The following is a 20534-nucleotide window of genomic DNA, read 5'->3' as shown; positions in this document are numbered from 1 at the left end:
CCCCCCCCCCCCCCCCCCCCCCCCCCCCCCCCCCCCCCCCCCCCCCCCCCCCCAAACAAAAACCCGCCCACCAGATGTAGCTCCGTCTCGTGGGCTCGGAGATGTGTATAAGAGACAGACCCGGGACAGGGCGGACGGGCGCTCGATGCCGGCGGCCTCAGGCCCGGCGGTCCGCCTCCTGGGCGCGCAGGGCGCGGGCGATGGTGTCGCGGTTCTCGGCGACGGTGCGCACGAGGCCGGCCGGGGCGTCGCGGTGCGCGTCGAGCCACGCGTCCGAGGCCGCGAGGAGCTCGGTGCTGGCCAGCGCGAACGGGTAGAACCCGCCGACCACCCGCTCGCCGATCGCGACGCTGCGTGCGGCCCACGCGTCGACGAGCATCTCGTGGTACCGCGCCACGTACGGCTCGAGGAGCGACAGGTCGATGCTGCGGCGGAAGCCGGCGGCCACGGCCTCGACCATCTGGTTGGACAGGACGTTCTGCTCGACGGCCTTGGCCCACGCGTCGGCCTTGGCCTCGGCGGTGGGGCGGGCCGCGAGGGCCTCGGCGTGCCGCTCCCGGCCCGTGGCGGTCGGGTCGCGGTCGAGCTCTGCCTCGAGCTCGGCATCCGTGGCGACGCCGAGCGCGGCGAGGGCGCGGACGAACGTCCAGCGCAGCTCGGTGTCGACGCCCAGGCCCGGCAGGAACGCGTCGCCGGCGAGCAGCGCCCGGAACCGGTCGACGTCGGAGGCGTCGGCGGTCGTGTTGGCCCACGCCTCGACGAGCTGGAACTGGGCGTCGCTGCCCGGCTCGGCCGACTCGGCCAGGGCCCGCAGCGAGCTGCTGAGCAGCGCGGAGGTCTCGGCGCGGTGCTCGGGCGCGACGTAGAGGCGGGTCGACTGGACGATCTGGCCGAGCAGCACGCGCAGCAGCGTCGAGTCGCTCTCGCCGGGCAGCGTCTCGAGGACGAACCGCACGAAGTCGCGGGCGGGCATCTCGGCGTCGCGGGTCATGTCCCACGTCGCGCCGAGGACGAGCGAGCGCGGCAGCGAGTCGCCGAAACCACGCGGGTGGGCCAGCGCCGTGGCCAGCGACCGCTCGTCGAGGCGGATCTTGGCGTAGGCGAGGTCGTCGTCGTTGAGCAGCAGCAGGTCCGGCTGCGCGACACCGACGAGCTCGGCGAGGTCGGTGCGCTCCCCGGCGACGTCGACCTCGTGGTAGGCGGTGCGCACGAGGCTGTCGCCCTGGACGGCGTAGAGGCCGATGCCGAGGCGGTGCGGCCGCAGCGTCGGGTGCTCCTCGGCGGCGGTCTGCTCGACGGCGAACGCCGTGTACCGGCCCTCCGCGTCGACCTCGAACGAGGGGCGCAGCGTGTTGACGCCCGCCGTCTCGAGCCACAGCTTGCTCCACTCGGTCAGCTCGCGGCCCGAGGCGGCCTCGAGCTCGCCGAGGAGGTCGGCGAGCGTCGTGTTGCCCCACGCGTGCTTGCGGAAGTACGCGCGCAGCGCGGTGACGAACGGCTCGCGGCCGACGTAGGCCACGAGCTGCTTGAGCACCGAGGCGCCCTTGGCGTACGTGATGCCGTCGAAGTTGACCTCGACGTCCTCGAGGTGGCGCATGTCGGCGGCGATGGGGTGCGTCGAGGAGAGCTGGTCCTGGGTGTAGGCCCAGGCCTTCTCGGCCGTGCCGAAGGTCGTCCAGGCGCTCGTCCACTCGGTGGCCTCGGCCTGGCACGTCGTCGAGGCCCACTCGGCGAACGACTCGTTGAGCCAGAGGTCGTCCCACCACTTCATCGTCACGAGGTTGCCGAACCACATGTGGGCCAGCTCGTGCAGGATGGTCAGGGCGCGGCGCTCGACCTTGGCCTCGCTCACCTTGGAGCGGAAGACGTAGACCTCCGTGAACGTCACGGCCCCGGCGTTCTCCATCGCGCCCATGTTGTACTCGGGCGTGAAGACCTGGTCGTACTTCTCGAACGGGTACGGCTGGTCGAACTCGGACTCGAAGAACGCGAAGCCCTTCTTGGTGCAGTCGAAGAGGTTGTCGGCGTCGAGGTGCTGGGTCAGCGACCTGCGGCAGAAGACGCCGAGGGGCACCGTTCCGCGCCGCGTCTGCACCTCGTCGCGCACCTCGTCGTACGGGCCGGCGATGAGCGCGGTGATGTAGGAGGAGATGCGCGGCGTCGGGGCGAAGGACCACGTGGCCCTCTCGACGCCGTCGGCGACGCCGGCGGGCTCGGGGTGCGGCGTCGGGGAGTTGGAGATGACCTTCCAGTGCGCGGGAGCCGTCACGGTGAAGGAGAAGGAGGCCTTGAGGTCGGGCTGCTCGAAGACCGCGTACATGCGGCGGGAGTCGGGCACCTCGAACTGGGTGTAGAGGTACACCTCGTTGTCGACGGGGTCGACGAAGCGGTGCAGCCCCTCGCCGGTGTTCGTGTAGCGGCCCGTCGCCTCGATCGTCAGCTCGTTGTCGGCGGCCAGGCCGGGCAGCGCGACCCGGGAGTCGGCGAACAGCTCGGCCGGGTCGAGGTCGGCGCCGTTGAGGGTGACGCGCTCGACCGAGTCGGCGATGAGGTCGATGAACGTGTCGGTGCCGGGCTCGGCGCAGGAGAAGCGCGCCGTCGTGACCGTGCGGAACGTCTCGGGACCCGTGGTGAGGTCGAGACGGACGTCGTAGCTGTCGACCCGCAGGACCGCGGCGCGGGTGGCCGCCTCCTCGCGGGTCAGGTTCTTGCCGGGCACGAGGGGACCTCCTGGGGACGAAGTGCGTGGCTGCGACGCAGGCGGCACCGGTCGGACGGCCCCGTCGCCCGGACATCCTCGCACGGAGGTCCCACCCGACCGCCACCGCTCTTCGGCCCCGCGACGACGGGTGCGAGGATGGGCCCCATGACGCAGGCGTCCCCCTCACCCTCGACCGCGGCCTCCTCCTCGCACACCGACGCCGGCGCGAGCCGGGCCGTCGAGATGTGGTTCGACCCGATCTGCCCGTGGGCCTGGATGACGTCGCGCTGGCTCATGGAGGTCCAGCGGCTGCGCGACCTCGAGGTCACGTGGTCGGTCATGAGCCTCGCGGTCCTCAACGAGCACCGGCACGACCTCGACGCCGCCTACCGGGCGCGCATGGACGAGGCCTGGGGCCCGGTCCGCGTCATCATCGCGGCCGCGGAGGCCCACGGCGACACCGTCGTCAAGCCCCTCTACGACGCCATGGGCACCCGGATCCACCTGCGGAAGATGAGCGACTTCGACGTCGTCATCCGCGAGTCGCTCGAGGAGGTCGGCCTGCCGGCGGCGCTCGCCAAGGAGGCCCACCACAAGAAGTTCGACGCGGCGCTGCACCGCAGCCACAAGCGGGGCATCAGCCTCGTCGGCACCGAGGTCGGCACGCCGATCATCTCGGTGGGCGGTGTCGCGTTCTTCGGACCCGTCGTGACGCCCGCACCGAAGGGCGAGGACGCCGTGCGCCTCTGGGACGGTTGCGTGCTCGTCGCGTCGACACCGGGTTTCTTCGAGCTCAAACGCACCCGTACGCTCGGCCCGATCCTCGACTGACCCGACCCGACGCACCCAAGGACGGACATGCGCATCCACATCGGCGGCGACCACGCGGCCTACGAGCTCCACCAGGCCCTCCTGACCCACCTGCGCGACGCCGGCCACGACGTCGTCGACCACGGTCCGTCCGCCTACGACGCGCAGGACGACTACCCGGTGTTCGTGCTGCGGGCCGCGGAGGCCGTTGCGGCCGAGGCGGGTTCGCTCGGCGTCGTGCTGGGGGGCTCCGGCAACGGTGAGCAGATCGCGGCCAACAAGGTGAGCGGCATCCGCGCCGCGCTCGCCTACTCCACCGAGCTGGCGAGCCTGGCCCGCGAGCACAACGACGCCCAGGTCGTCTCGATCGGCGCGCGCTTCACCCCGGTCGAGACCGCCATCGCCATCGTCGACACCTTCGTCGGGACGAACTTCTCGAATGAGGAGCGTCACGCCCGTCGTCTAGGTATGGTTTCCGCGTACGAGAACACGGGGGACTTGCCGGCGCTGCCGGACTCGGACGCGTCGTGAGCTGACGCCCGGGCCGGCTCCCCTCCAGCCCAGCAAGGGAGGCACGTGGCGACCAACGAGAGCATCGTCTCTCGCCGCTCCGGCTACGCTGCCGGACCGATCCGACGCCTCACGCACCTCGGTCCGTGGCTGTCGCGCGCCCCGTGGGTCATCGTCGGCATCTTCCTCGTGCTCGGCGTCCTCGCCACGAGCTCCATCTACGTCTGGCGCGACGCCGTGCCCTGGAGCGTCTACTGCCTCCTCGTCGTCGCAGCCGGGCTCTTCCTCGAGCCGCGGTTCCTCCTCGTCGTGTTCATCGGCCTCTTCCTCAGCATGGCGATCGTCGGGGTGTACCTCGGCGGCAACAAGCCGTCCACGACCGGTTCGCAGATCGTCACCGCGGCGACGATGCTGCTCATGCTCTGGCTCTCGCACGCACGCGCCCAGGTGGGCGTCGTCGGGGTCAGCGGCGAGTCGATGCTCGTCGACATGCGCGACCGGCTCCGTGCCCAGGGCGAGCTGCCGCAGCTGCCGCCGACGTGGCACGCCGAGGTCGCCCTCGAGTCGGCCTACGGCGACGGGTTCGCCGGTGACTTCGTCGTGGCGACGAGGTCGACCGACGGCCGCACCCTCGAGGTCGCCCTCGTCGACGTCTCGGGCAAGGGCCGGGAGGCCGGGACCCGCTCGCTGCTGCTGTCCGGGGCGCTGGGCGGCCTGCTCGGCGAGATGAGCGACCGGGCGTTCCTCCAGTCGGCCAACAACCACCTGCTCCGGCTGCGCTGGCCCGAGGGCTTCGCGACCGCCGTGCACGTCGCCGTCGACCTGGAGACCGGCAACTTCACCATCGGCTACGCCGGGCACCCGGCTGCGGCCCAGTTCGCCGCCGGGTCCGGCCGCTGGCGGATGCTCAACGGGGGGCGCGGGCCGCTGCTCGGCGTCATCGAGCAGGCGCAGTACCCCCGCGAGTCGGGCACCATCCGTCGCGGCGACGCCCTCGTCCTCTACAGCGACGGTGTCATCGAGGCGCGTGACAAGGCGCTCGTCGACGGCATCGACCGCATGCTCGGCCGGGCCGAGTCGTTCATCCGGACCGGCTTCGAGGGCCTGGCCCAACGGCTGTGCGACCACGCCGCCGCGGGTCTGGGCGACGACCGCGCCGTCGTGACCATCTGGCGCAGCTGACGCGTCCGCGGGGGAGACGGTGCGGCAGCCGGCCCGGCCCAGCTCCTGACTGCGGAACGCGACAGCGGAACGCGGCGGGATTCGGGGCCTCGGCTCCGCGTCACTACGATGCCCGCGTGGACGAGCATCCCGACGAGAATCGCGACGGGCATCCCGACGAGCAGACCGCTGCACGCCGCAGGGTGCACGAGGTCCCGGACCTGCCCGAGGGCGTCACCCCGGCGCGGGTGCGCAGCTTCGTGCGGCGCGGGCGCCTCTCGTCGCTGACGCTCGAACGCATGCAGACGCTCGCGCCGGCTCGTGCCCTGCCGCCCGGCGCCTTCGACCCCGTCGCAGCCTTCGGCCGCGTCGCCCCCGTCGTGCTCGAGATCGGCTGCGGCCACGGGCACGCCGCCATCGCCTACGCCCGGACCCACCCCGAGCACGACCTGCTCGCCATGGACGTGCACACGCCCGGCATCGCCCGGATGCTGGCCGACGCCGAGGCGGCCGGAGTGCCCAACCTGCGCGTGGAGGTGGGCGATGCCGTCCTCTTCCTCGAGGAGCGCGTCGGGGATGCCGTCTTCGACGCCGTGCACCTGTTCTTCCCCGACCCCTGGCGCAAGAAGAAGCACACCAAGCGACGGTTCGTCAGCCCGACCAACCTCGACCTGCTCGCCCGCGTCCTCAAGCCCGGCGGCCACGTCCTCGTCGCCACCGACCAGGACTTCTACGCCCAGCACGTCCTGGAGGAGGCCGGCGCCCACCCGCGCTTCACCGCCCGACGCGTCGAGCGCCCCTCCTGGCGGCCGGCCGACGGCTTCGAGGCCAAGGGCGTGCGCGCCGGGCGCACCATCAACGAGCTGCGCCTCGACCTGCTGCCCGCCTGACGCCCGGGACGACCGGACGCCGTCGCTCGTGCCTCGCTCCTCCCTGTCGGAGGGACCTTCGGTCGCGGCACCAGGACGCCGGCCTCTCCGCCGCGGCTCGTTCCTCGCCGCGGCCGCTCGACCTCCCTGCATCCTCGTGCCCCGGCGAACGAAAGGCCGGGCTGAGCGACTCCGTCGCTTCCCGCCCGGCCCTTCGTGACGTCGGGGCAACAGTGTGCTGGCTCAGGACATCCGCGACACATGTCTCGAGACATCGGCGACACCCTGTCTCAGGTGATCAGCGACACCACGGGCGGTTGCTGATGCTCAGCCATGTCAAAGGCGCGACTGGTGATCACGGCCCTGCTCACCGAGGGTCAGACGGTGTCCGAGGTGGCCGCTCGATACGGCGTGCACCGTTCCTGGGTGTACCGCCTCAAGGCCCGCTACGACGCCGAGGGGGAGGCCGCGTTCGAGCCCAGGGTGCGTCGCCCCCTGACCAGCCCCAACGCCATCGACGGCGCGACCGTCGAGCTCGTGCTGCGGTTACGCAAGGAACTGACCGACGCCGGCCTCGACGCCGGCGCCGCCACACTGTGCTGGCACCTGCGCCGCCACCACCAGGTCGTCATCTCCCGTGCCACGGCCCACCGGATCCTGGTGCGCCACGCCACGGTCACCCCGGATCCGAGCAAGCGACCCAAGTCCTCCTACATCCGCTTCGAGGCCGACCAGCCCAACGAGACCTGGCAGTCCGACTTCACCCACTACCGCCTCCGCACCGCAGTGGACGTCGAGATCATCACCTGGCTCGATGACCACTCCCGGATGGCGCTGCACGTCAGCGCCCACCGCCGGATCACCGCCCCGATCGTGCTGGACACCTTCACCCACGCCGCAGCCCAGCACGGCTACCCGGCCTCCACCCTGACCGACAACGGCATGGTCTACACCGTCCGGTTCGCCGGCGGCCGCGGCGGGCGGACCCGCCTCGAGGCCGAGCTGCGCCGGCTCGGGATCACCCAGAAGAACTCCCGCCCGAACCACCCCACCACCTGCGGCAAGGTCGAACGCTTCCGACAGACCCTCAAGAACTGGCTCCGCGCCCAACCCGCCCAGCCCACCACCATCGCCCAGCTGCAAACCCTGCTGGACACCTTCACCGAGCAGTACAACCACCACCGACCCCACCGATCGCTGCCACACCGCGCCACCCCGGCCGCCGCCTACACGGCACGACCCAAAGCCACCCCCGGCGACCGCAGCAGCGACACCCACGACCGCGTCCGCGAAGACCGCGTCTCCAAGACCGGCAACCTCACCCTGCGCCACCACGGCCGCCTGCACCACATCGGCATCGGCCGGACCCACGCCGGAACCTACGTCCGGCTCCTGGTCCACGACCTCGACATCACCATCGTGGACACCGCCACCGGCGAGATCCTGCGCGAGCTCACCCTCGACCCCACCCGCGACTACCAGCCACAACACCCCGACAAAACAACAGTGGCCCTACGTTTCCGTAGGGCCACTGTCGCCGATGTCCTGAGACATCACAACGTCGGGGCAACAGGATTCGAACCTGCGACCTTCCGCTCCCAAAGCGGACGCGCTACCAAGCTGCGCCATGCCCCGTTCGCGCCCGCCGGACGCGACGAACCCGCTGGCAGCGGGTCGATTTCGGCGGACCGGACGCGAACCAGTAGGCTAGCGCCTCGGATCACCCGGTCGGCGACGGCATGCCGCCACGACCAGCGCTCCTGCGGGCGTAGCTCAATGGTAGAGCCTCAGTCTTCCAAACTGATTACGCGAGTTCGATTCTCGTCGCCCGCTCCAGAAAGCCAGTGGCACGCGGCCTCGGCCGGTGCCTACCGTGGGCCGGTGCACCGCCCCGACCTGCAGGACGCCCTGCGCGACCGTGACGCCGTCCTGCGCGCCTTCCTCGCCTCAGACGGCTCGCTGACCGCCATCCCCACGAAGATCCGCAAGCGCCTCGTGGTCCTCGACCACCTGGCCCAGCACTTCGAGCCGGGGCGCCGCTACGACGAGACCGACGTCAACAACACGCTGCGCCGCTACCACCCCGACGTCGCCGCCCTGCGCCGCTACCTCGTCGAGGAGGGTTTCCTCGACCGCACCGACGGCCGGTACTGGCGCAGCGGGGGCACCGTCGCCGACTGAGTCGAGCCGGAGCCTGCGTCCCGGACGCGTCAGCCGGCCCGGAAGCCCAGCGCCTCGGACAGGTAGGACTCGGCCCCCTCGGCCTCGAGGCCCCTCTCCACGACGGCGGCGGTCCGGGGCGAGGGCCAGGCGTGCAGCCAGAAGAGCGCGAGGCCGCCCGGCAGCGCGACGAGCAGGGTGACCCACGTGCGCGGCGTGAACGCGAACGAGGCCGCGAACGCGACCAGCACCGGGGCCTCGGCGAAGGCCGTGCGCAGGATCGTCGTCGACGTGAAGTACCGGAGACTCGTGGCCTCCGCGTTCTCGCGCGGCAGGTCCGCGGGCAGGGCCGGGACCGTGTAGCCGAACCGGCGCACCAGCACGGCCGAGCCGACGAGGACGACGAGCACCACCGCGACCGCGGTCCACGACGGCATCGACCCGGCAGGGTCGACGAGGACGCGGACCGCCGAGAGCATCAGGGCACCGATGCCGACCATCCCGGCGACCATCTGCACCGGCCGCAGCGCCGCGAGGGTGCCGGACGCCGCCGGACCCACCGGGTCAGATGGGCCGGGCGAGGGGTGCGGCGACTCGCTCATGGGCCCCGAGCATAGGCGAGCGTAGCGGGGCCGCCGTCGGCGCATTTAGCCATCCGTCGTGCGGCCGATAGCATGGTGCGTCGGTTCCCTGTCCAGCGTCGGCGCCACCATCGAGAGCGCCGACCCCCAACCGCCCAAGATGGAGTACCCCGCAGTGAAGAGTGCCCTCGAGACCCTCAGCCCGACCCGGGTCAAGATGACCGTCGAGGTCCCGTTCGAGGAGCTCAAGCCGAGCCTCGATGCGGCCATCAAGCACATCGGCGAGCACATCCAGGTCCCCGGCTTCCGCAAGGGCAAGGTCCCCGCGCGCATCATCGAGCAGCGCGTCGGCCGTGCCGCAGTCCTCGAGGAGGCCGTCAACAACGCGCTGCCGACCTTCTACGGCCAGGCCCTCGAGGCCAACGAGGTCCGCCCCCTCGGCCAGCCGGAGATCACCGACCTCAAGGTGCCCTCGACCGACGGTGAGGACCTCAGCTTCACCGCCGAGGTCGACAAGCGCCCCGAGATCGAGCTGCCCGACTTCTCCGACATCGAGCTGACCGTCGACGAGGCCACCGTGTCCGACGACGACGTCACCAAGCGCCTCGACGACCTCCGCGCCCGGTTCGGCACCCTCACCGGCGTCGAGCGCGCGGTCCAGGACGGCGACTTCGTCTCCATCGACCTGTCCGCCCAGATCGACGGCGAGGAGATCGACGCCGTCAAGGGCGTCTCCTACGAGGTCGGCAGCAAGAACATGCTCGACGGTCTCGACGAGGCGCTCGTCGGTATGAGTGCCGACGAGACCAAGACGTTCACGGCGCCGCTGGCCGGCGGTGACCGCGAGGGCCAGGACGCCGAGTGCACCGTCACGGTGACCGCCGTCAAGGAGCGCGAGCTGCCCGAGCTCGACGACGAGTTCGCCCAGCTCGCCTCGGAGTTCGACACCCTCGAGGAGCTCAAGGCCGACCTCGCGCAGAAGGCGGAGATCGACGCCAAGTTCGCCCAGGGCGTCGCGGCCCGCGACAAGCTCCTCGACGCGCTCCTCGAGAAGGTCGAGGTGCCGGTGCCCGAGGGCGTCGTCGAGGCGGAGGTGCACAGCCACCTCGAGGGCGAGGGGCGGCTCGAGGACGACGAGCACCGGGCCGAGGTCGACGAGAGCACCCGCAAGGGCCTGCGCACCCAGCTCCTCCTCGACGCCATCGCCGAGAAGGAGGAGGTGCAGGTCCAGCAGCAGGAGCTCATCGAGTTCCTCGTCATGAGCTCGCAGCAGTACGGCATGGACCCCAACGCCTTCGCCCAGCAGGTCGACAAGGACGGCCAGATCCCGGCGATGGTCGCCGAGGTCGCGCGCCGCAAGGCCCTGGCCACCGTCCTGGAGAAGGTCGTCGTCAAGGACACGGCCGGCAACACGGTCGACCTCAACGAGGCCGTCCCGGGCACCGAGGGTGACGAGGATGAGGCACCCGTCGCCGAGCCCACCGAGCCCACCGAGGCCACGGAGGCCACCGAGGCCACGGAGGCCACCGAGGCCACCGAGGTCGCCGAGGAGAAGGCCGACGCCTGACCCGTCCACGTCCGTCGCACGAACGGCCGGTCCCGCACGGGGCCGGCCGTTCGTCGTCCCCGGGTCTCGTCGGACGACGACGGCGGAGTATGGGTACGTCACGGTCATGAGCACCCACGACGAGAGCAACACCGGCCTGACCGACAGCGACATCAACAGCCAGCGCCCCGACGGCTCCGGTGGCGAGGGCACGTCGGCGACGACGAGCGGCGAGTCCGACGGCAGCCCCGGCGGCATCGCGACGGACGAGGACGTCGACCGCGGCAACGCCGACGGCAGCACCCCGCGCGAGACGCCTCGCGAGGGCGCCCTCGAGGACGCACAGGACGTCGTCGACCAGCAGGCTGACCAGGCCAGCGCCACGGGCGAGTCCGGACAGGACAACGGCCTCAACGAGTGACCCGTCGCTGGACGATCGCCTGAGGCGACCGGCTGAGCGCCCGCGGCTTGCGCCGGGGGCGCTCAGGTTTGTGCGCTCACGGCGAACAGGGCGCGGTTCGGGAAATCTGCCCAGGGGGGCGCGCGTTAGGGTCAGTGACGAGCCGGCCGCAGACCGCGTCACCCCTCTTCACGGGGGTCGCGTGGGCGCCGCGACCGGACAACTTCGACGATGGAGACATGGTGAACTCGGACATCTCCGCCAACGGCAACGGCCAGCCGGGTGGTCTGGACGACCACATCTACAACCGCCTGCTCAAGGAGCGGATCATCTTCCTCGGGTCCGACGTGCGCGACGACAACGCGAACGCCATCGCCGCCCAGCTGCTGCTGCTGTCGGCCGAGGACCCCGAGAAGGACATCTGGCTCTACATCAACAGCCCCGGCGGGTCCATCTCGGCCGGCATGGCCATCTTCGACACGATGAACTGGATCCCCAACGACGTCGCGACCGTCGCCATGGGCATGGCCGCCTCGATGGGCCAGTTCCTCCTGTCGGCCGGCACGAAGGGCAAGCGCTACGCGACGCCGCACGCGCGGGTCATGATGCACCAGCCCTCCGGCGGCATCGGCGGCACGGCGACGGACATCAAGATCCAGGCCGAGCAGATGCTCTACGTCAAGAAGCAGATGGCCCAGCTCATCGCCGAGCACACCGGGCAGACGGTCGACCAGATCGAGAAGGACTCCGACCGCGACCGCTGGTTCAGCGCGGAGGAGGCCAAGGAGTACGGCTTCGTCGACCACGTGTTCAGCCGCTCCGACCAGGCCGTCGAGGGGCGCGGCGTCGGTTCGGCCGACGCGAAGCCCGACGCCAACTGACCGCGGCCGCAAGGACTTTGGAGAAGACCATGATGATCGAACCCACGAACCGCCTCGCCGTGCCGCAGCCCTCGAGCCGTTACATCCTCCCGCAGTTCGAGGAGCGCACCTCGTACGGGATGAAGCGCTCCGACCCCTACAACAAGCTCTTCGAGGACCGCATCATCTTCCTCGGGGTGCAGGTCGACGACGCCTCGGCCGACGACATCATCGCCCAGCTGCTCGTCCTGGAGTCGCTGGACCCCGACCGCGACATCCTCATGTACATCAACAGCCCCGGCGGCTCGTTCACCGCGATGACCGCGATCTACGACACGATGCAGTTCGTCCGGCCCGACATCCAGACGTTCGTCATCGGCCAGGCGGCCTCGGCCGCCGCCGTCCTCCTGGGCGCGGGTGCCCAGGGCAAGCGTTTCGCCCTGCCGAACTCCCGCATCCTCATCCACCAGCCGGCGCTCTCCGGCGGTGACTACGGCCAGGCCTCCGACATCGAGATCCAGGCCAACGAGGTGCTGCGCATGCGCACCTGGCTCGAGGACACACTGGCCAACCACACGGGTCGCACGTCCGAGCAGGTGCGCCAGGACATCGAGCGCGACAAGATCCTGTCCGCCGAGGACGCCAAGGAGTACGGCCTCATCGACGAGGTGCTCGCCTCCCGGAAGGCCTCGCTCGAGGTCTGACCCGGAAGGACGCTCGGTGCCGTCGGGCCCGGTCCCTCGACCGGGCCCGACGGCACACCTGCTTGGATGGGACCGACCTGACGTCGAGCGTGGGAGGTCCAGTCATGGCGAGTGCCGAGTTCGAGCAGGCCGTCGAGGCGGTCAAGGGGCTGGCAGCCGACCCCGGCAACGACGTCAAGCTCAAGCTCTACGGCCTGTACAAGCAGGTGACCCAGGGTGACGTGACCGGCTCGCGACCCGGGATGATGAACCCGGTCGGCCGGGCCAAGTACGACGCGTGGGCGCGCCTGTCCGGCACCTCGCCCGAGGCCGCTGAGGAGCAGTACGTCGCCATCGTGCGCGACCTCACCTCCGCCTGACGCGTCCGGCCCTTCCCGCGCGGAACCGGACCACGTGGCGCGTTGTCGCGGCCGGTCGGGCTCGCTCGCCGCAACACACGACCACATGGTGCGTTGTCGCGGCCGGTTGGCGCCGCTCGCCGCAAACAACCGACCACCTGGTGCGGTCAGGCGGGGACCGCGAGGTCCTCCGGCAGGCTCGGGAAGTGCAGCCGCCACGCGTCGGACAGGCGCGGCACGGGCATGCCCTGGTCGCGCATCGCGGCCGCGATCCGGCTGAGCGTGCGGGCCGGCGTCCGGTAGACGTCCTTGGAGCGCACGACGACGATGCGCCACCCGTCACTGTCCAACCACTCCCGCCGGTCGATGTCGCGGTCCCACTGCTCGTCGGAGTCGGCGTGCTGCCGGCCGTCGTACTCGATGACGAGCCGCGCGCCGGGGAAGGACAGGTCGAAGCGGAAGCGGACCCGGCCGTCCGGCCACCGGATGCGCTGGTTCACGACCGGTTCCGGCAGACCGGCCAGCACCATGAGCATCCGCACGCGCGTCTCCATCGGTGAGTCCACCTCGGCCCGCACGAGCGACGCGGCGCGCCGGGCCAGCCTCCGGGCCCTGCCGCGGTACGCGACGGCCGCCTCGACCAGCTGCTCGGGCGTGACGACACCTGCCTTGACGAGCGAGTCGCCCGCGACGACGAGGTCGACGAGGCCCAGCTCGTCGCTCAGGTCGAGGAAGGTCGACGACGGCGCCCCAGACCCGTGCGGCGGTGTGGTGCGAGGCCACGCTGCCCGGGCCCGCGACGAGGAGCCCGGCCCGTGCGAGGACGACCGGCGTGACCGGTTCCGAGGTCGCCACGTAGACGCCGCGGAGCAGGCGTCGGTAGCGGCTGGAGCGCAGGTCCCAGGCGCGGACGCCCGGCGGCGGGACGACGTGGCGTCGGCCGGTGCCCGGGTCGGTGCTCGTGGTGACCCGGAACGGGCCCCGGGGTGGCACGGCTGCGGGGGACATGGCCCGATGCCGGCGCAGAGCAGACCCGCCCGGGGTGCCTCATCCACACCCTCGGCAGGGGCTCGCGTGGCGGCTCACGTGGCGGCACTCGGGACGACGCGTCTGTTCGGACGCGGCACGGCGCCACGTGGCGGCTTGACGCGGTCGGTCGGTCGCATCCAGCCCCACAGCGCGCCTGGTGGTCGCCTGTTGCGGTGAGCCGGTGTGGGCCGTCGACGGGCGCGCGTCGACGAACGCGCCGGACGCGGTGGGCTGAGCCGCGCAGGTCGCTGACCTGCACCGATTCGGCTGGAACGCGGTTCAACTGACACGTGCGTCGTTTGTCAGCCATCAGCGGACAAACGGCGTTGCGCGAGCGGGGGTGGGGTCCTCCGTCGTCTAATAGGAGGCGACCCCGTGGGCGAGCGGGGGCGCTCGGGCGCATCCGGCACCCGAGGTCGAGCGACCAGGAGTGATTCGGTGGCACGCATCGGAGAAGGCGGGGACCTGCTCAAGTGCTCGTTCTGCGGAAAGAGCCAGAAGCAGGTCAAGAAGCTCATCGCCGGACCCGGGGTGTACATCTGCGACGAGTGCATCGACCTCTGCAACGAGATCATCGAGGAGGAGCTCGCCGAGAACAGCGAGCTGGGCCTGGACCACCTGCCCAAGCCGCGTGAGATCTTCGACTTCCTGCAGAACTACGTCGTCGGTCAGGACACCGCCAAGAAGGCGCTCGCCGTGGCCGTCTACAACCACTACAAGCGCATCCAGGCCGGTGAGGGCCCCAAGCGCGACGACGAGCACGTCGACATCGCCAAGTCCAACATCCTGCTCATCGGCCCGACCGGCTCCGGCAAGACCTACCTGGCCCAGACCCTCGCCAAGATGCTCAACGTGCCGTTCGCGATCGCGGACGCCACGGCGCTGACCGAGGCCGGCTACGTCGGCGAGGACGTCGAGAACATCCTGCTCAAGCTCATCCAGGCCGCCGACTACGACGTCAAGAAGGCCGAGACGGGCATCATCTACATCGACGAGGTCGACAAGATCGCCCGCAAGAGCGAGAACCCGTCGATCACGCGGGACGTGTCGGGTGAGGGCGTGCAGCAGGCGCTCCTGAAGATCCTCGAGGGCACGACGGCGAGCGTGCCGCCGCAGGGTGGACGCAAGCACCCGCACCAGGAGTTCATCCAGATCGACACGACGAACGTGCTGTTCATCGTCGGCGGTGCCTTCGCCGGGCTCGAGAAGCTCATCGAGTCGCGGGTCGGGCGCAAGGGTCTCGGCTTCGGTGCCGCCCTGCACAGCCCGAAGGACCTCGCCGACGGCTTCGCCGACGTCATGCCCGAGGACCTGCTCAAGTTCGGCCTCATCCCGGAGTTCATCGGCCGCCTGCCCGTCCTGACGACGCTCGCGCCGCTCGACCGCCAGGCCCTCGTCAACATCCTGACCGCCCCGCGCAACGCGCTCGTCAAGCAGTACCAGAAGATGTTCGAGATCGACGGGGTCGAGCTCGAGTTCACCGAGGACGCCCTCGAGGCGGTCGCCGACCAGGCGCTGCTGCGTGGCACCGGGGCCCGTGGCCTGCGCGCCATCATGGAGGAGGTCCTCCTGCCCGTGATGTTCGACGTGCCCAGCGACGACGGCATCGCCCGGGTGGTCGTGACGCGCGAGGTCGTCCTCGACAACGTCAACCCGACGATCGTCCGGCGGGAGGCCGAGCCGCGGGCCAAGCGTCCGCGCAAGGAGTCGGCCTGACCGCCACCGCCATCCGCCACCGCCATCCGCCACCGCCATCCGGCTGCGGCGTCGCACCGGTCCTTGACGCGGGTCTCGACGGGAGGTTGACCGCCCGTGGTCGCACCGTTCCGACTGCGCTCCGGTGACCCGGCGCCCGTCCAGCAGACGTCGACGACGTGCGGGTCCGCCTCGCTCACGGTGGCCCGGATGCTCGTCGACCCGGCCTTCGCGCAGTGGATCCGCCTCGGGGTCCCGCGCGACCCGGACGCCCCAATGGACCGCGGCACCGAGGCGGAGCGCTTCGCCGCCTACGAGCAGGTGGTCGCCCGGCGCACCGGCGGCCTGTTCGGCGGGGGAGGGCGGCCGCAGCTGCCGTGGCCGCGCTCGCTCGGCACGTCGCCGTGGGGCGCCCGCAACGAGCTGCGGTTCGGGGCCGGGGCGCACGGGGCCAGGTGGCAGGTCCAGTGGTTCCGGCTCGGGTCACGTGCGCGGCTCGAACGGGCCTACGACCACCTCGTGTCCGCCGTCGGCCTGGGACGCCCGGCCGTCCTCTACATCGGCAGCCCGACCCTGCCGCGGCACGTCGTCCTCGCGCTGCCGGCGACCGGCTCCGACGGGCTCGACGTCTACGAGCCGTCGGTCGGACGCGTCGTCGGGCTGCCCCGCGAGGCCTTCGTGACGCGCCGGCTCCGGCTGGCCGGCTGGGACGTGCCGTGGGCTGCGGTCCACGACGTGGCCGGTCCGCCAGGGGCGGCCTGACAGACGGGTCAGCTCGGCTCTGCAGGCGGCTCGGTGCGCAGCAGGAGCAGTCCGGCCGACAGGCCGAGCACGCCGACGACGAGCGCGGCCGGCGCGGCATCGCCGACCCGGCCCGCGAGCACCCCGGCGAGGGCCCCGACCGGGAGCGCGGCAGCGGCCGCCAGCCCGGTGCGCCTCGCCCAGCGGAGGAGCTCGGGTCGATCGAGCTGGGTGGCCGGCGGCACCGACGCGCCCAGGGCGGCGGCGGCGTGCCCGACCGCGACTCCGGCCGCGGCGGGCAGGCTCCACCACGAGAACGAGGCCTCGGGCGTCAGGGTGAACCAGCCGAACAGCATGAGTCCCCAGTAGGCGAGCGGCAGCGCCGACCCGACCCACGACAAGGTCAGCAGCGGCACGAGCGCGAGCAGCCAGTAGAGCCCCTCGAAGCCGCCGGCCGCGCGGTGCAGCGACACGAGGTAGACGAGCGCGCCGAGGACGTGGACGACGGCCACCCCGAGCTGGCTGGCCGACCACTCCGGCCCGCCGAGGCGCAGGGTCCAGCGGGAGCGCCGCGGTGGGTGGGAGGCCCCGGAGCTCGGCGGCGTCGTGGAGGAGGGTCGACCCATCCCGGTCACCGCCTCGCCAGCCGGGGTGCGCGGGCACGCCGGGCGATGTCGCGCAGCACCTGGTCGAGTGAGCCCGGCCCGCGCCAGGCGACCACGGGGACGCCTCGCAGCCGCAGGCTGTGCACCTGCGCCTCGCGCTGCAGCAGCCGCAGCCGCCACGCGGTCGACTCGTAGGGGTTGCCGGAGGGGTCGGTGAGATGGTCCGGGAAGGTGTCGACGACGACCACCGTCAGGCCTCGCGCGGCGAGGGTGTGGGCGATCGTCACCATCGTGGGCTCGACGAGCGGGGACAGCACGAGGCACAGCGCGTTCGGGTCGACGCCCCGGATGGCGGCCTCGCCGGTGTCACGCCGCTCGGTGGCCGGGGAGATCGCCGCGAGCGTCTCGAGGACGCGGCGCAGGTGGTGGACGCCGGAGCCGACTCCGAGCGTCGGCACCCGGGCGGCCCCGACGGTCCGCAGCGTCAGCCGGTCGTTGCCCGACAGGAAGTGCTCGCTCATCGCGCCCGCGGCACGGACCGTGACGTCGAGGCTGGTCGGACGCCCGTCGATGCCCTCGCGCGGGCCGAGGTCGCTGAAGGCGTCGACGAGGAGGAAGACGTGGGCGTCCTCGTCGGTGTACGTCGAGGTGACGTGGAGGACCCCGGTGCGCGTCGAGACCGGCCAGTGGATGCGACGCAGCCGGTCGCCCGGGTGGAACCGGCGGATGGTGTTGAACTCCGTGCCCGACCCGGGCCGGTTCGAGCGGTTGAGCCCGACGACACCGCGCGGGTGCGGGGTCGGCGCGCTCGCGTCGAAGAGAGCGGGCAACGGCAGCGTGCCCAGCTCGAGGTCGGGCAGGTCGGTGGGCCCGACGCGGAAGGCGCCCCACGGGCTGGACAGGACGACGCTGACCGTCCCGACGCGTCGGCGCCCCCACCGGGTGGAGCGCACCGCGACGACGGCCCGCCCGTCGTCGAGCGGCACGATGCCGGTCGACGGCTTGCGCTCGAACCAGGGCACGCTCGCGAGCATGGCGACCCCGTGGGCCTCGTGGAGGGCGGGGTCGGTGGTGACGACGATGTTCGTCGCCTCGCCCTCGCGCAGGGTGCTGGTCTGCAGGTGGGCCGAGGCGCTCACCTCGCTGCGCGGACGGGCGAGGTGACCCCACACGGCTGCCACGGCGAGCGGGGTCGCGAGGACGAGCAGGTCCGCGTGACGGCTCAGCACGCCGAGGACGGCGAACGCGGCCGCGAGGACGATCGCGCGCTGGTGCGCCGCCGTCGGGGCCCACGACCCGAGCGGGCGCACGGGCTCAGGCTCCCGGCCGGTGGCCGGCGCCCTCGCGCGCGGACGGCGCCGGCACCGTGCGCAGCAGCCCGCCGACGAGCGCGGCCCCGCTGACGTTGCTCATCCACAGCTCCGGCTTGACGGTGACGCGATGCGCGAGCACGGGCACGGCGACGGCCTTGACGTCCTCGGGGGTCACGTAGTCGCGGCCCTCGATGACGGCGTACGCGCGCGCACACAGCAGCAGGCCGAGGGCGCCGCGAGGGGAGGCGCCCATGAGCACGTCACCGTGGGTGCGGGTCGCCGCGGTGAGCGCGACGCAGTACCGGCCCACCGACTCGTCGACGACGGTCGCCTCGATGGCGGCCTGCATGGCGAGCAGCTCCTCCGGGCCGACGACCGCGGGCAGCTCCTGCTCCTCCTGACGCCGGGCCATCCGGTTGGACAGGATCTGCCACTCCTCGTCGAGGCTCGGGTAGCCGAACGAGACCCGCATGAGGAAGCGGTCCAGCTGCGCCTCGGGCAGCGGGTAGGTGCCCTCGTACTCGACGGGGTTGGCCGTCGCGAGCACGTGGAAGGGCCGAGGGAGCGGGAAGGTGCGCCCCTCCACCGTCACCTGCTTCTCCTGCATCGCCTCGAGCAGCGCGGCCTGCGTCTTCGGCGGCGTGCGGTTGATCTCGTCGGCGAGCAGCAGACCCGTGAAGAGCGGGCCCGGGCGGAACTCGAACTGCCGTTCGCGCTGGTCGAAGACGAAGGAGCCGGTGATGTCGCCGGGCAACAGGTCCGGGGTGAACTGGGCGCGCTTGAACTCCAGGCCGAGCGTCTGGGCGAAGCTGCGGGCCGCGAGCGTCTTGCCCAGGCCGGGGAAGTCCTCCATGAGGACGTGGCCCCCGGCGAGGATCCCGGCGAGGACGAGCGTCAGGGACTCGCGCTTGCCGACGACGACCCGGTCGACCTCGTCGAGGATCGCGGCACTGAGCGCACTGACGCGCGCCAGGTCCATCGACGGCTCCCGGCGCGGGTCCGCGGGGGCCTTTGCGACCGGGGGCGTCTGGGGGTCGATCTCGGTCATCGGTTCACCACTGCTCGATTCGTCGGAGGATCGGGTCCAGCCTGTCTGGACGGTAGAGGTCGGCCGGGGGCAGGCCGACGAGCAGCTCCCACAGCTCGGGCGGCGTGACGCCCTCGGACCAGCGCGGCTCCTCCTCGGCGACGAGGCCGTGCCGGGCGTAGAGCCGCTCACGGACCAGCTGCTGCAGCTGCACGTGCAGGTCGTGGACGAGGGCCTCGCGCCCCTCGCCGCGGGTGTTGGCCGCCTCCAGGCGCGCCGACAGGTTGGCGACCCGGAAGTCGTTGCCCCGCCCGCCCGAGCCGAGCTCGCCGTCGACGAGGGGCCACACGGTCCGCCCGAGTGAGCCGACGTGGTCGATGACATGCCAGGCGACGACGAAGACGGCGACGAGCACGGTGAGCACCCGTGGCGCGTCGGGCATCAGGCCGAGCACGGCGGTGACGGCGAGGAACCCGAGCCAGGTGAGCAGCACGGCCAGGATCCGCCGACGCCACGGCGCGAGCGTCTCGCGCAGGCCGGCGACCACCACCGTCGACCCGGACCCGGGTGCGGCGTGGCGTCCACCGCGCAGGTCAGCGGCCACCGTCGGCCCCCTCGGCCCCCTCTGAGGCGGTCCTGGGGGCGGCACCGGAGGCGGCACCGGCCGGGCCGGACGTGTGGGCCGCGGCGATCCGCTCGAGGTCGGCGTGCAGCACGCGCAGGTCGGCCACGGCGCGGTCGCGGTGCGCCTCGCCGAGGTCGTGCACCGAGAAGCGCGCCTCACGGTAGAGGGCCGCGAGGTCGGCGAGCCGGTCGGGGTCGACGGCCCACGTGCCGATGACACGGGCGGTGTACTCGGTGGACGTCTCGGCCGGGTCGCGCGGCAGGCCGGTGGCCGCGGCTGCGGTCTCGAGGCTGAGCCAGGCCGCGACGATGGCGTTGCGCGGCTCGCCCGTGAGCAGCAGCTCGATGCCGGAGCGGGCAGACGCGAGCAGCTCCTCGGGCACCGTCGGCGCCTCGAAGCCAGGCTCCTCGTGGCGACGCACCTGGGGCCGTCGCAGCAGCGCGATGACGACCTGGGCCAGCGCCGCGAGCACGACGAGCGCGACGAGGGCGATGACGACCTGCACGAGCAGGCCCCAGAGCGGTGAGGGTGTGCTCGGCACGATGCCCGTCGTCGGTGTACCGGCCGAGTCGGAGGGCGTGGCCGACACGACGGACCTCGTCGGCAGCACCGAGATCGTCTCGGTGCTGGCGGGCCGGGACAGCACCGGCACCGAGGGTCCCGTCGCGGCGACGACCAGCGCGACCGCGACGACGACCCCGGCGGCGGCAGCAGCGACCGTCCCCCGTCTCGACATGCGGGCCACCTTATTGCGCGGGCGCGGTCCGTACGGGAGCGACGCCGGTGATCGTTGTCGTCCTGACACGTGGCGGGCGCCCGAGGCTGTCTCTTATACACATCTGACGCTGCCGACGACGGA

The 20534-nt window shown here is 72.1% G+C and carries 20 protein-coding genes, 2 tRNA genes and 1 pseudogene; 14 read left to right on the top strand and 9 right to left on the bottom strand.

Going from position 1 to position 20534, the window contains the following annotated elements; translation table 11 throughout:
- Window positions 1-157 precede the first annotated feature (157 nt).
- Window positions 158-2719, bottom strand: coding sequence for an aminopeptidase N (gene pepN, locus ACR9ZK_RS13900; protein ID WP_481342530.1), 2562 nt, complete (start codon window positions 2717-2719; stop codon window positions 158-160).
- A 147-nt stretch (window positions 2720-2866) separates the two neighbouring features.
- On the opposite strand from pepN, the gene ACR9ZK_RS13895 reads away from it, so the two are divergent.
- The 5 genes and pseudogenes from ACR9ZK_RS13895 to ACR9ZK_RS13875 form a co-directional block, all read left to right on the top strand.
- Entirely contained in the window at window positions 2867-3532 is a 666-nt protein-coding gene (locus ACR9ZK_RS13895) for a mycothiol-dependent nitroreductase Rv2466c family protein (RefSeq protein ID WP_481342529.1), read from the top strand.
- Window positions 3533-3559: 27 nt separating this feature from the next.
- Window positions 3560-4042 carry a ribose-5-phosphate isomerase gene (locus tag ACR9ZK_RS13890; protein WP_481342528.1) on the top strand — a complete coding sequence of 161 codons (483 nt, stop codon included), beginning with the start codon at window positions 3560-3562 and terminating at the stop codon, window positions 4040-4042.
- Between the two features lie 45 nt (window positions 4043-4087).
- Window positions 4088-5203: a PP2C family protein-serine/threonine phosphatase gene (locus ACR9ZK_RS13885; RefSeq protein WP_481342527.1), complete on the top strand. Its 1116-nt coding sequence runs from the start codon at window positions 4088-4090 to the stop codon at window positions 5201-5203.
- A gap of 116 nt (window positions 5204-5319) precedes the next feature.
- The gene (trmB, locus tag ACR9ZK_RS13880; protein WP_481342526.1) at window positions 5320-6072 is read left to right on the top strand and encodes a tRNA (guanosine(46)-N7)-methyltransferase TrmB; all 753 of its coding nucleotides are present in this window, start codon (window positions 5320-5322) and stop codon (window positions 6070-6072) included.
- A 312-nt stretch (window positions 6073-6384) separates the two neighbouring features.
- Window positions 6385-7551: pseudogene (locus tag ACR9ZK_RS13875) on the top strand (IS481 family transposase); the annotation flags it as partial.
- 61 nt (window positions 7552-7612) lie between these two features.
- Here ACR9ZK_RS13875 and ACR9ZK_RS13870 read toward each other — a convergent pair.
- Window positions 7613-7686: transfer RNA gene (locus ACR9ZK_RS13870), tRNA-Pro, on the bottom strand.
- A 127-nt stretch (window positions 7687-7813) separates the two neighbouring features.
- Here ACR9ZK_RS13870 and ACR9ZK_RS13865 point away from each other — a divergent pair.
- Both ACR9ZK_RS13865 and ACR9ZK_RS13860 read left to right on the top strand, forming a co-directional pair.
- Window positions 7814-7887, top strand: a tRNA-Gly gene (locus ACR9ZK_RS13865).
- Window positions 7888-7932: 45 nt separating this feature from the next.
- Complete coding sequence (locus ACR9ZK_RS13860) at window positions 7933-8232, top strand: DUF2087 domain-containing protein (RefSeq protein ID WP_481342525.1); 300 nt, start codon at window positions 7933-7935, stop codon at window positions 8230-8232.
- A gap of 29 nt (window positions 8233-8261) precedes the next feature.
- Here the strand turns inward: ACR9ZK_RS13860 and ACR9ZK_RS13855 are convergent, their stop codons facing one another.
- Window positions 8262-8813 carry a hypothetical protein gene (locus tag ACR9ZK_RS13855; RefSeq protein WP_481342524.1) on the bottom strand — a complete coding sequence of 184 codons (552 nt, stop codon included), beginning with the start codon at window positions 8811-8813 and terminating at the stop codon, window positions 8262-8264.
- Window positions 8814-8967: 154 nt separating this feature from the next.
- Here ACR9ZK_RS13855 and tig point away from each other — a divergent pair, with 154 nt between their 5' ends.
- From tig to ACR9ZK_RS13830, 5 genes are all read left to right on the top strand, one after another.
- Entirely contained in the window at window positions 8968-10359 is a 1392-nt protein-coding gene (gene tig / locus ACR9ZK_RS13850; RefSeq protein WP_481342532.1) for a trigger factor, read from the top strand.
- A 106-nt stretch (window positions 10360-10465) separates the two neighbouring features.
- Complete coding sequence (locus ACR9ZK_RS13845) at window positions 10466-10759, top strand: hypothetical protein (protein WP_481342523.1); 294 nt, start codon at window positions 10466-10468, stop codon at window positions 10757-10759.
- A gap of 218 nt (window positions 10760-10977) precedes the next feature.
- Window positions 10978-11619: an ATP-dependent Clp protease proteolytic subunit gene (locus tag ACR9ZK_RS13840; RefSeq protein WP_076259080.1), complete on the top strand. Its 642-nt coding sequence runs from the start codon at window positions 10978-10980 to the stop codon at window positions 11617-11619.
- Between the two features lie 29 nt (window positions 11620-11648).
- Window positions 11649-12302 (top strand): ATP-dependent Clp protease proteolytic subunit, encoded by a 654-nt coding sequence (locus ACR9ZK_RS13835; RefSeq protein ID WP_481342522.1) that lies wholly within the window; start codon window positions 11649-11651, stop codon window positions 12300-12302.
- A gap of 104 nt (window positions 12303-12406) precedes the next feature.
- Entirely contained in the window at window positions 12407-12661 is a 255-nt protein-coding gene (locus tag ACR9ZK_RS13830; RefSeq protein ID WP_481342521.1) for an acyl-CoA-binding protein, read from the top strand.
- 146 nt (window positions 12662-12807) lie between these two features.
- Here ACR9ZK_RS13830 and ACR9ZK_RS13825 read toward each other — a convergent pair whose 3' ends face one another.
- Window positions 12808-13194 (bottom strand): endonuclease domain-containing protein, encoded by a 387-nt coding sequence (locus ACR9ZK_RS13825; protein WP_481342520.1) that lies wholly within the window; start codon window positions 13192-13194, stop codon window positions 12808-12810.
- 913 nt (window positions 13195-14107) lie between these two features.
- Between ACR9ZK_RS13825 and clpX the strand changes: the two genes are divergently transcribed.
- Window positions 14108-15385 (top strand): ATP-dependent Clp protease ATP-binding subunit ClpX, encoded by a 1278-nt coding sequence (gene clpX, locus ACR9ZK_RS13820; RefSeq protein ID WP_481342519.1) that lies wholly within the window; start codon window positions 14108-14110, stop codon window positions 15383-15385.
- 96 nt (window positions 15386-15481) lie between these two features.
- A complete protein-coding gene (locus tag ACR9ZK_RS13815; protein ID WP_481342518.1) occupies window positions 15482-16126 on the top strand; it encodes a hypothetical protein in 645 nt (214 codons plus the stop codon).
- An 8-nt stretch (window positions 16127-16134) separates the two neighbouring features.
- On the opposite strand, the gene ACR9ZK_RS13810 is transcribed toward ACR9ZK_RS13815, so the two are convergent.
- The 5 genes from ACR9ZK_RS13810 to ACR9ZK_RS13790 all read right to left on the bottom strand — a co-directional run bounded on the left by ACR9ZK_RS13810 (window position 16135) and on the right by ACR9ZK_RS13790 (window position 20411).
- The gene (locus ACR9ZK_RS13810) at window positions 16135-16731 is read right to left on the bottom strand and encodes a hypothetical protein (protein ID WP_481342517.1); all 597 of its coding nucleotides are present in this window, start codon (window positions 16729-16731) and stop codon (window positions 16135-16137) included.
- Window positions 16732-16736: 5 nt separating this feature from the next.
- Window positions 16737-18020 carry a DUF58 domain-containing protein gene (locus ACR9ZK_RS13805; RefSeq protein WP_481342516.1) on the bottom strand — a complete coding sequence of 428 codons (1284 nt, stop codon included), beginning with the start codon at window positions 18018-18020 and terminating at the stop codon, window positions 16737-16739.
- A gap of 4 nt (window positions 18021-18024) precedes the next feature.
- Window positions 18025-19002, bottom strand: a complete 978-nt coding sequence (locus ACR9ZK_RS13800) for an AAA family ATPase (RefSeq protein ID WP_481342531.1) — start codon at window positions 19000-19002, stop codon at window positions 18025-18027.
- Between the two features lie 73 nt (window positions 19003-19075).
- Window positions 19076-19654, bottom strand: coding sequence for a hypothetical protein (locus ACR9ZK_RS13795; RefSeq protein WP_481342515.1), 579 nt, complete (start codon window positions 19652-19654; stop codon window positions 19076-19078).
- Complete coding sequence (locus ACR9ZK_RS13790; protein WP_481342514.1) at window positions 19644-20411, bottom strand: DUF4129 domain-containing protein; 768 nt, start codon at window positions 20409-20411, stop codon at window positions 19644-19646. Before ACR9ZK_RS13790 ends, ACR9ZK_RS13795 begins: the two co-directional genes overlap by 11 nt.
- Window positions 20412-20534: the final 123 nt, after the last annotated feature.

The sequence above is a fragment of the Monashia sp. HAY1-5C genome (assembly GCF_056755255.1).
This window is presented reverse-complemented; position numbering and strand designations above follow the sequence as displayed.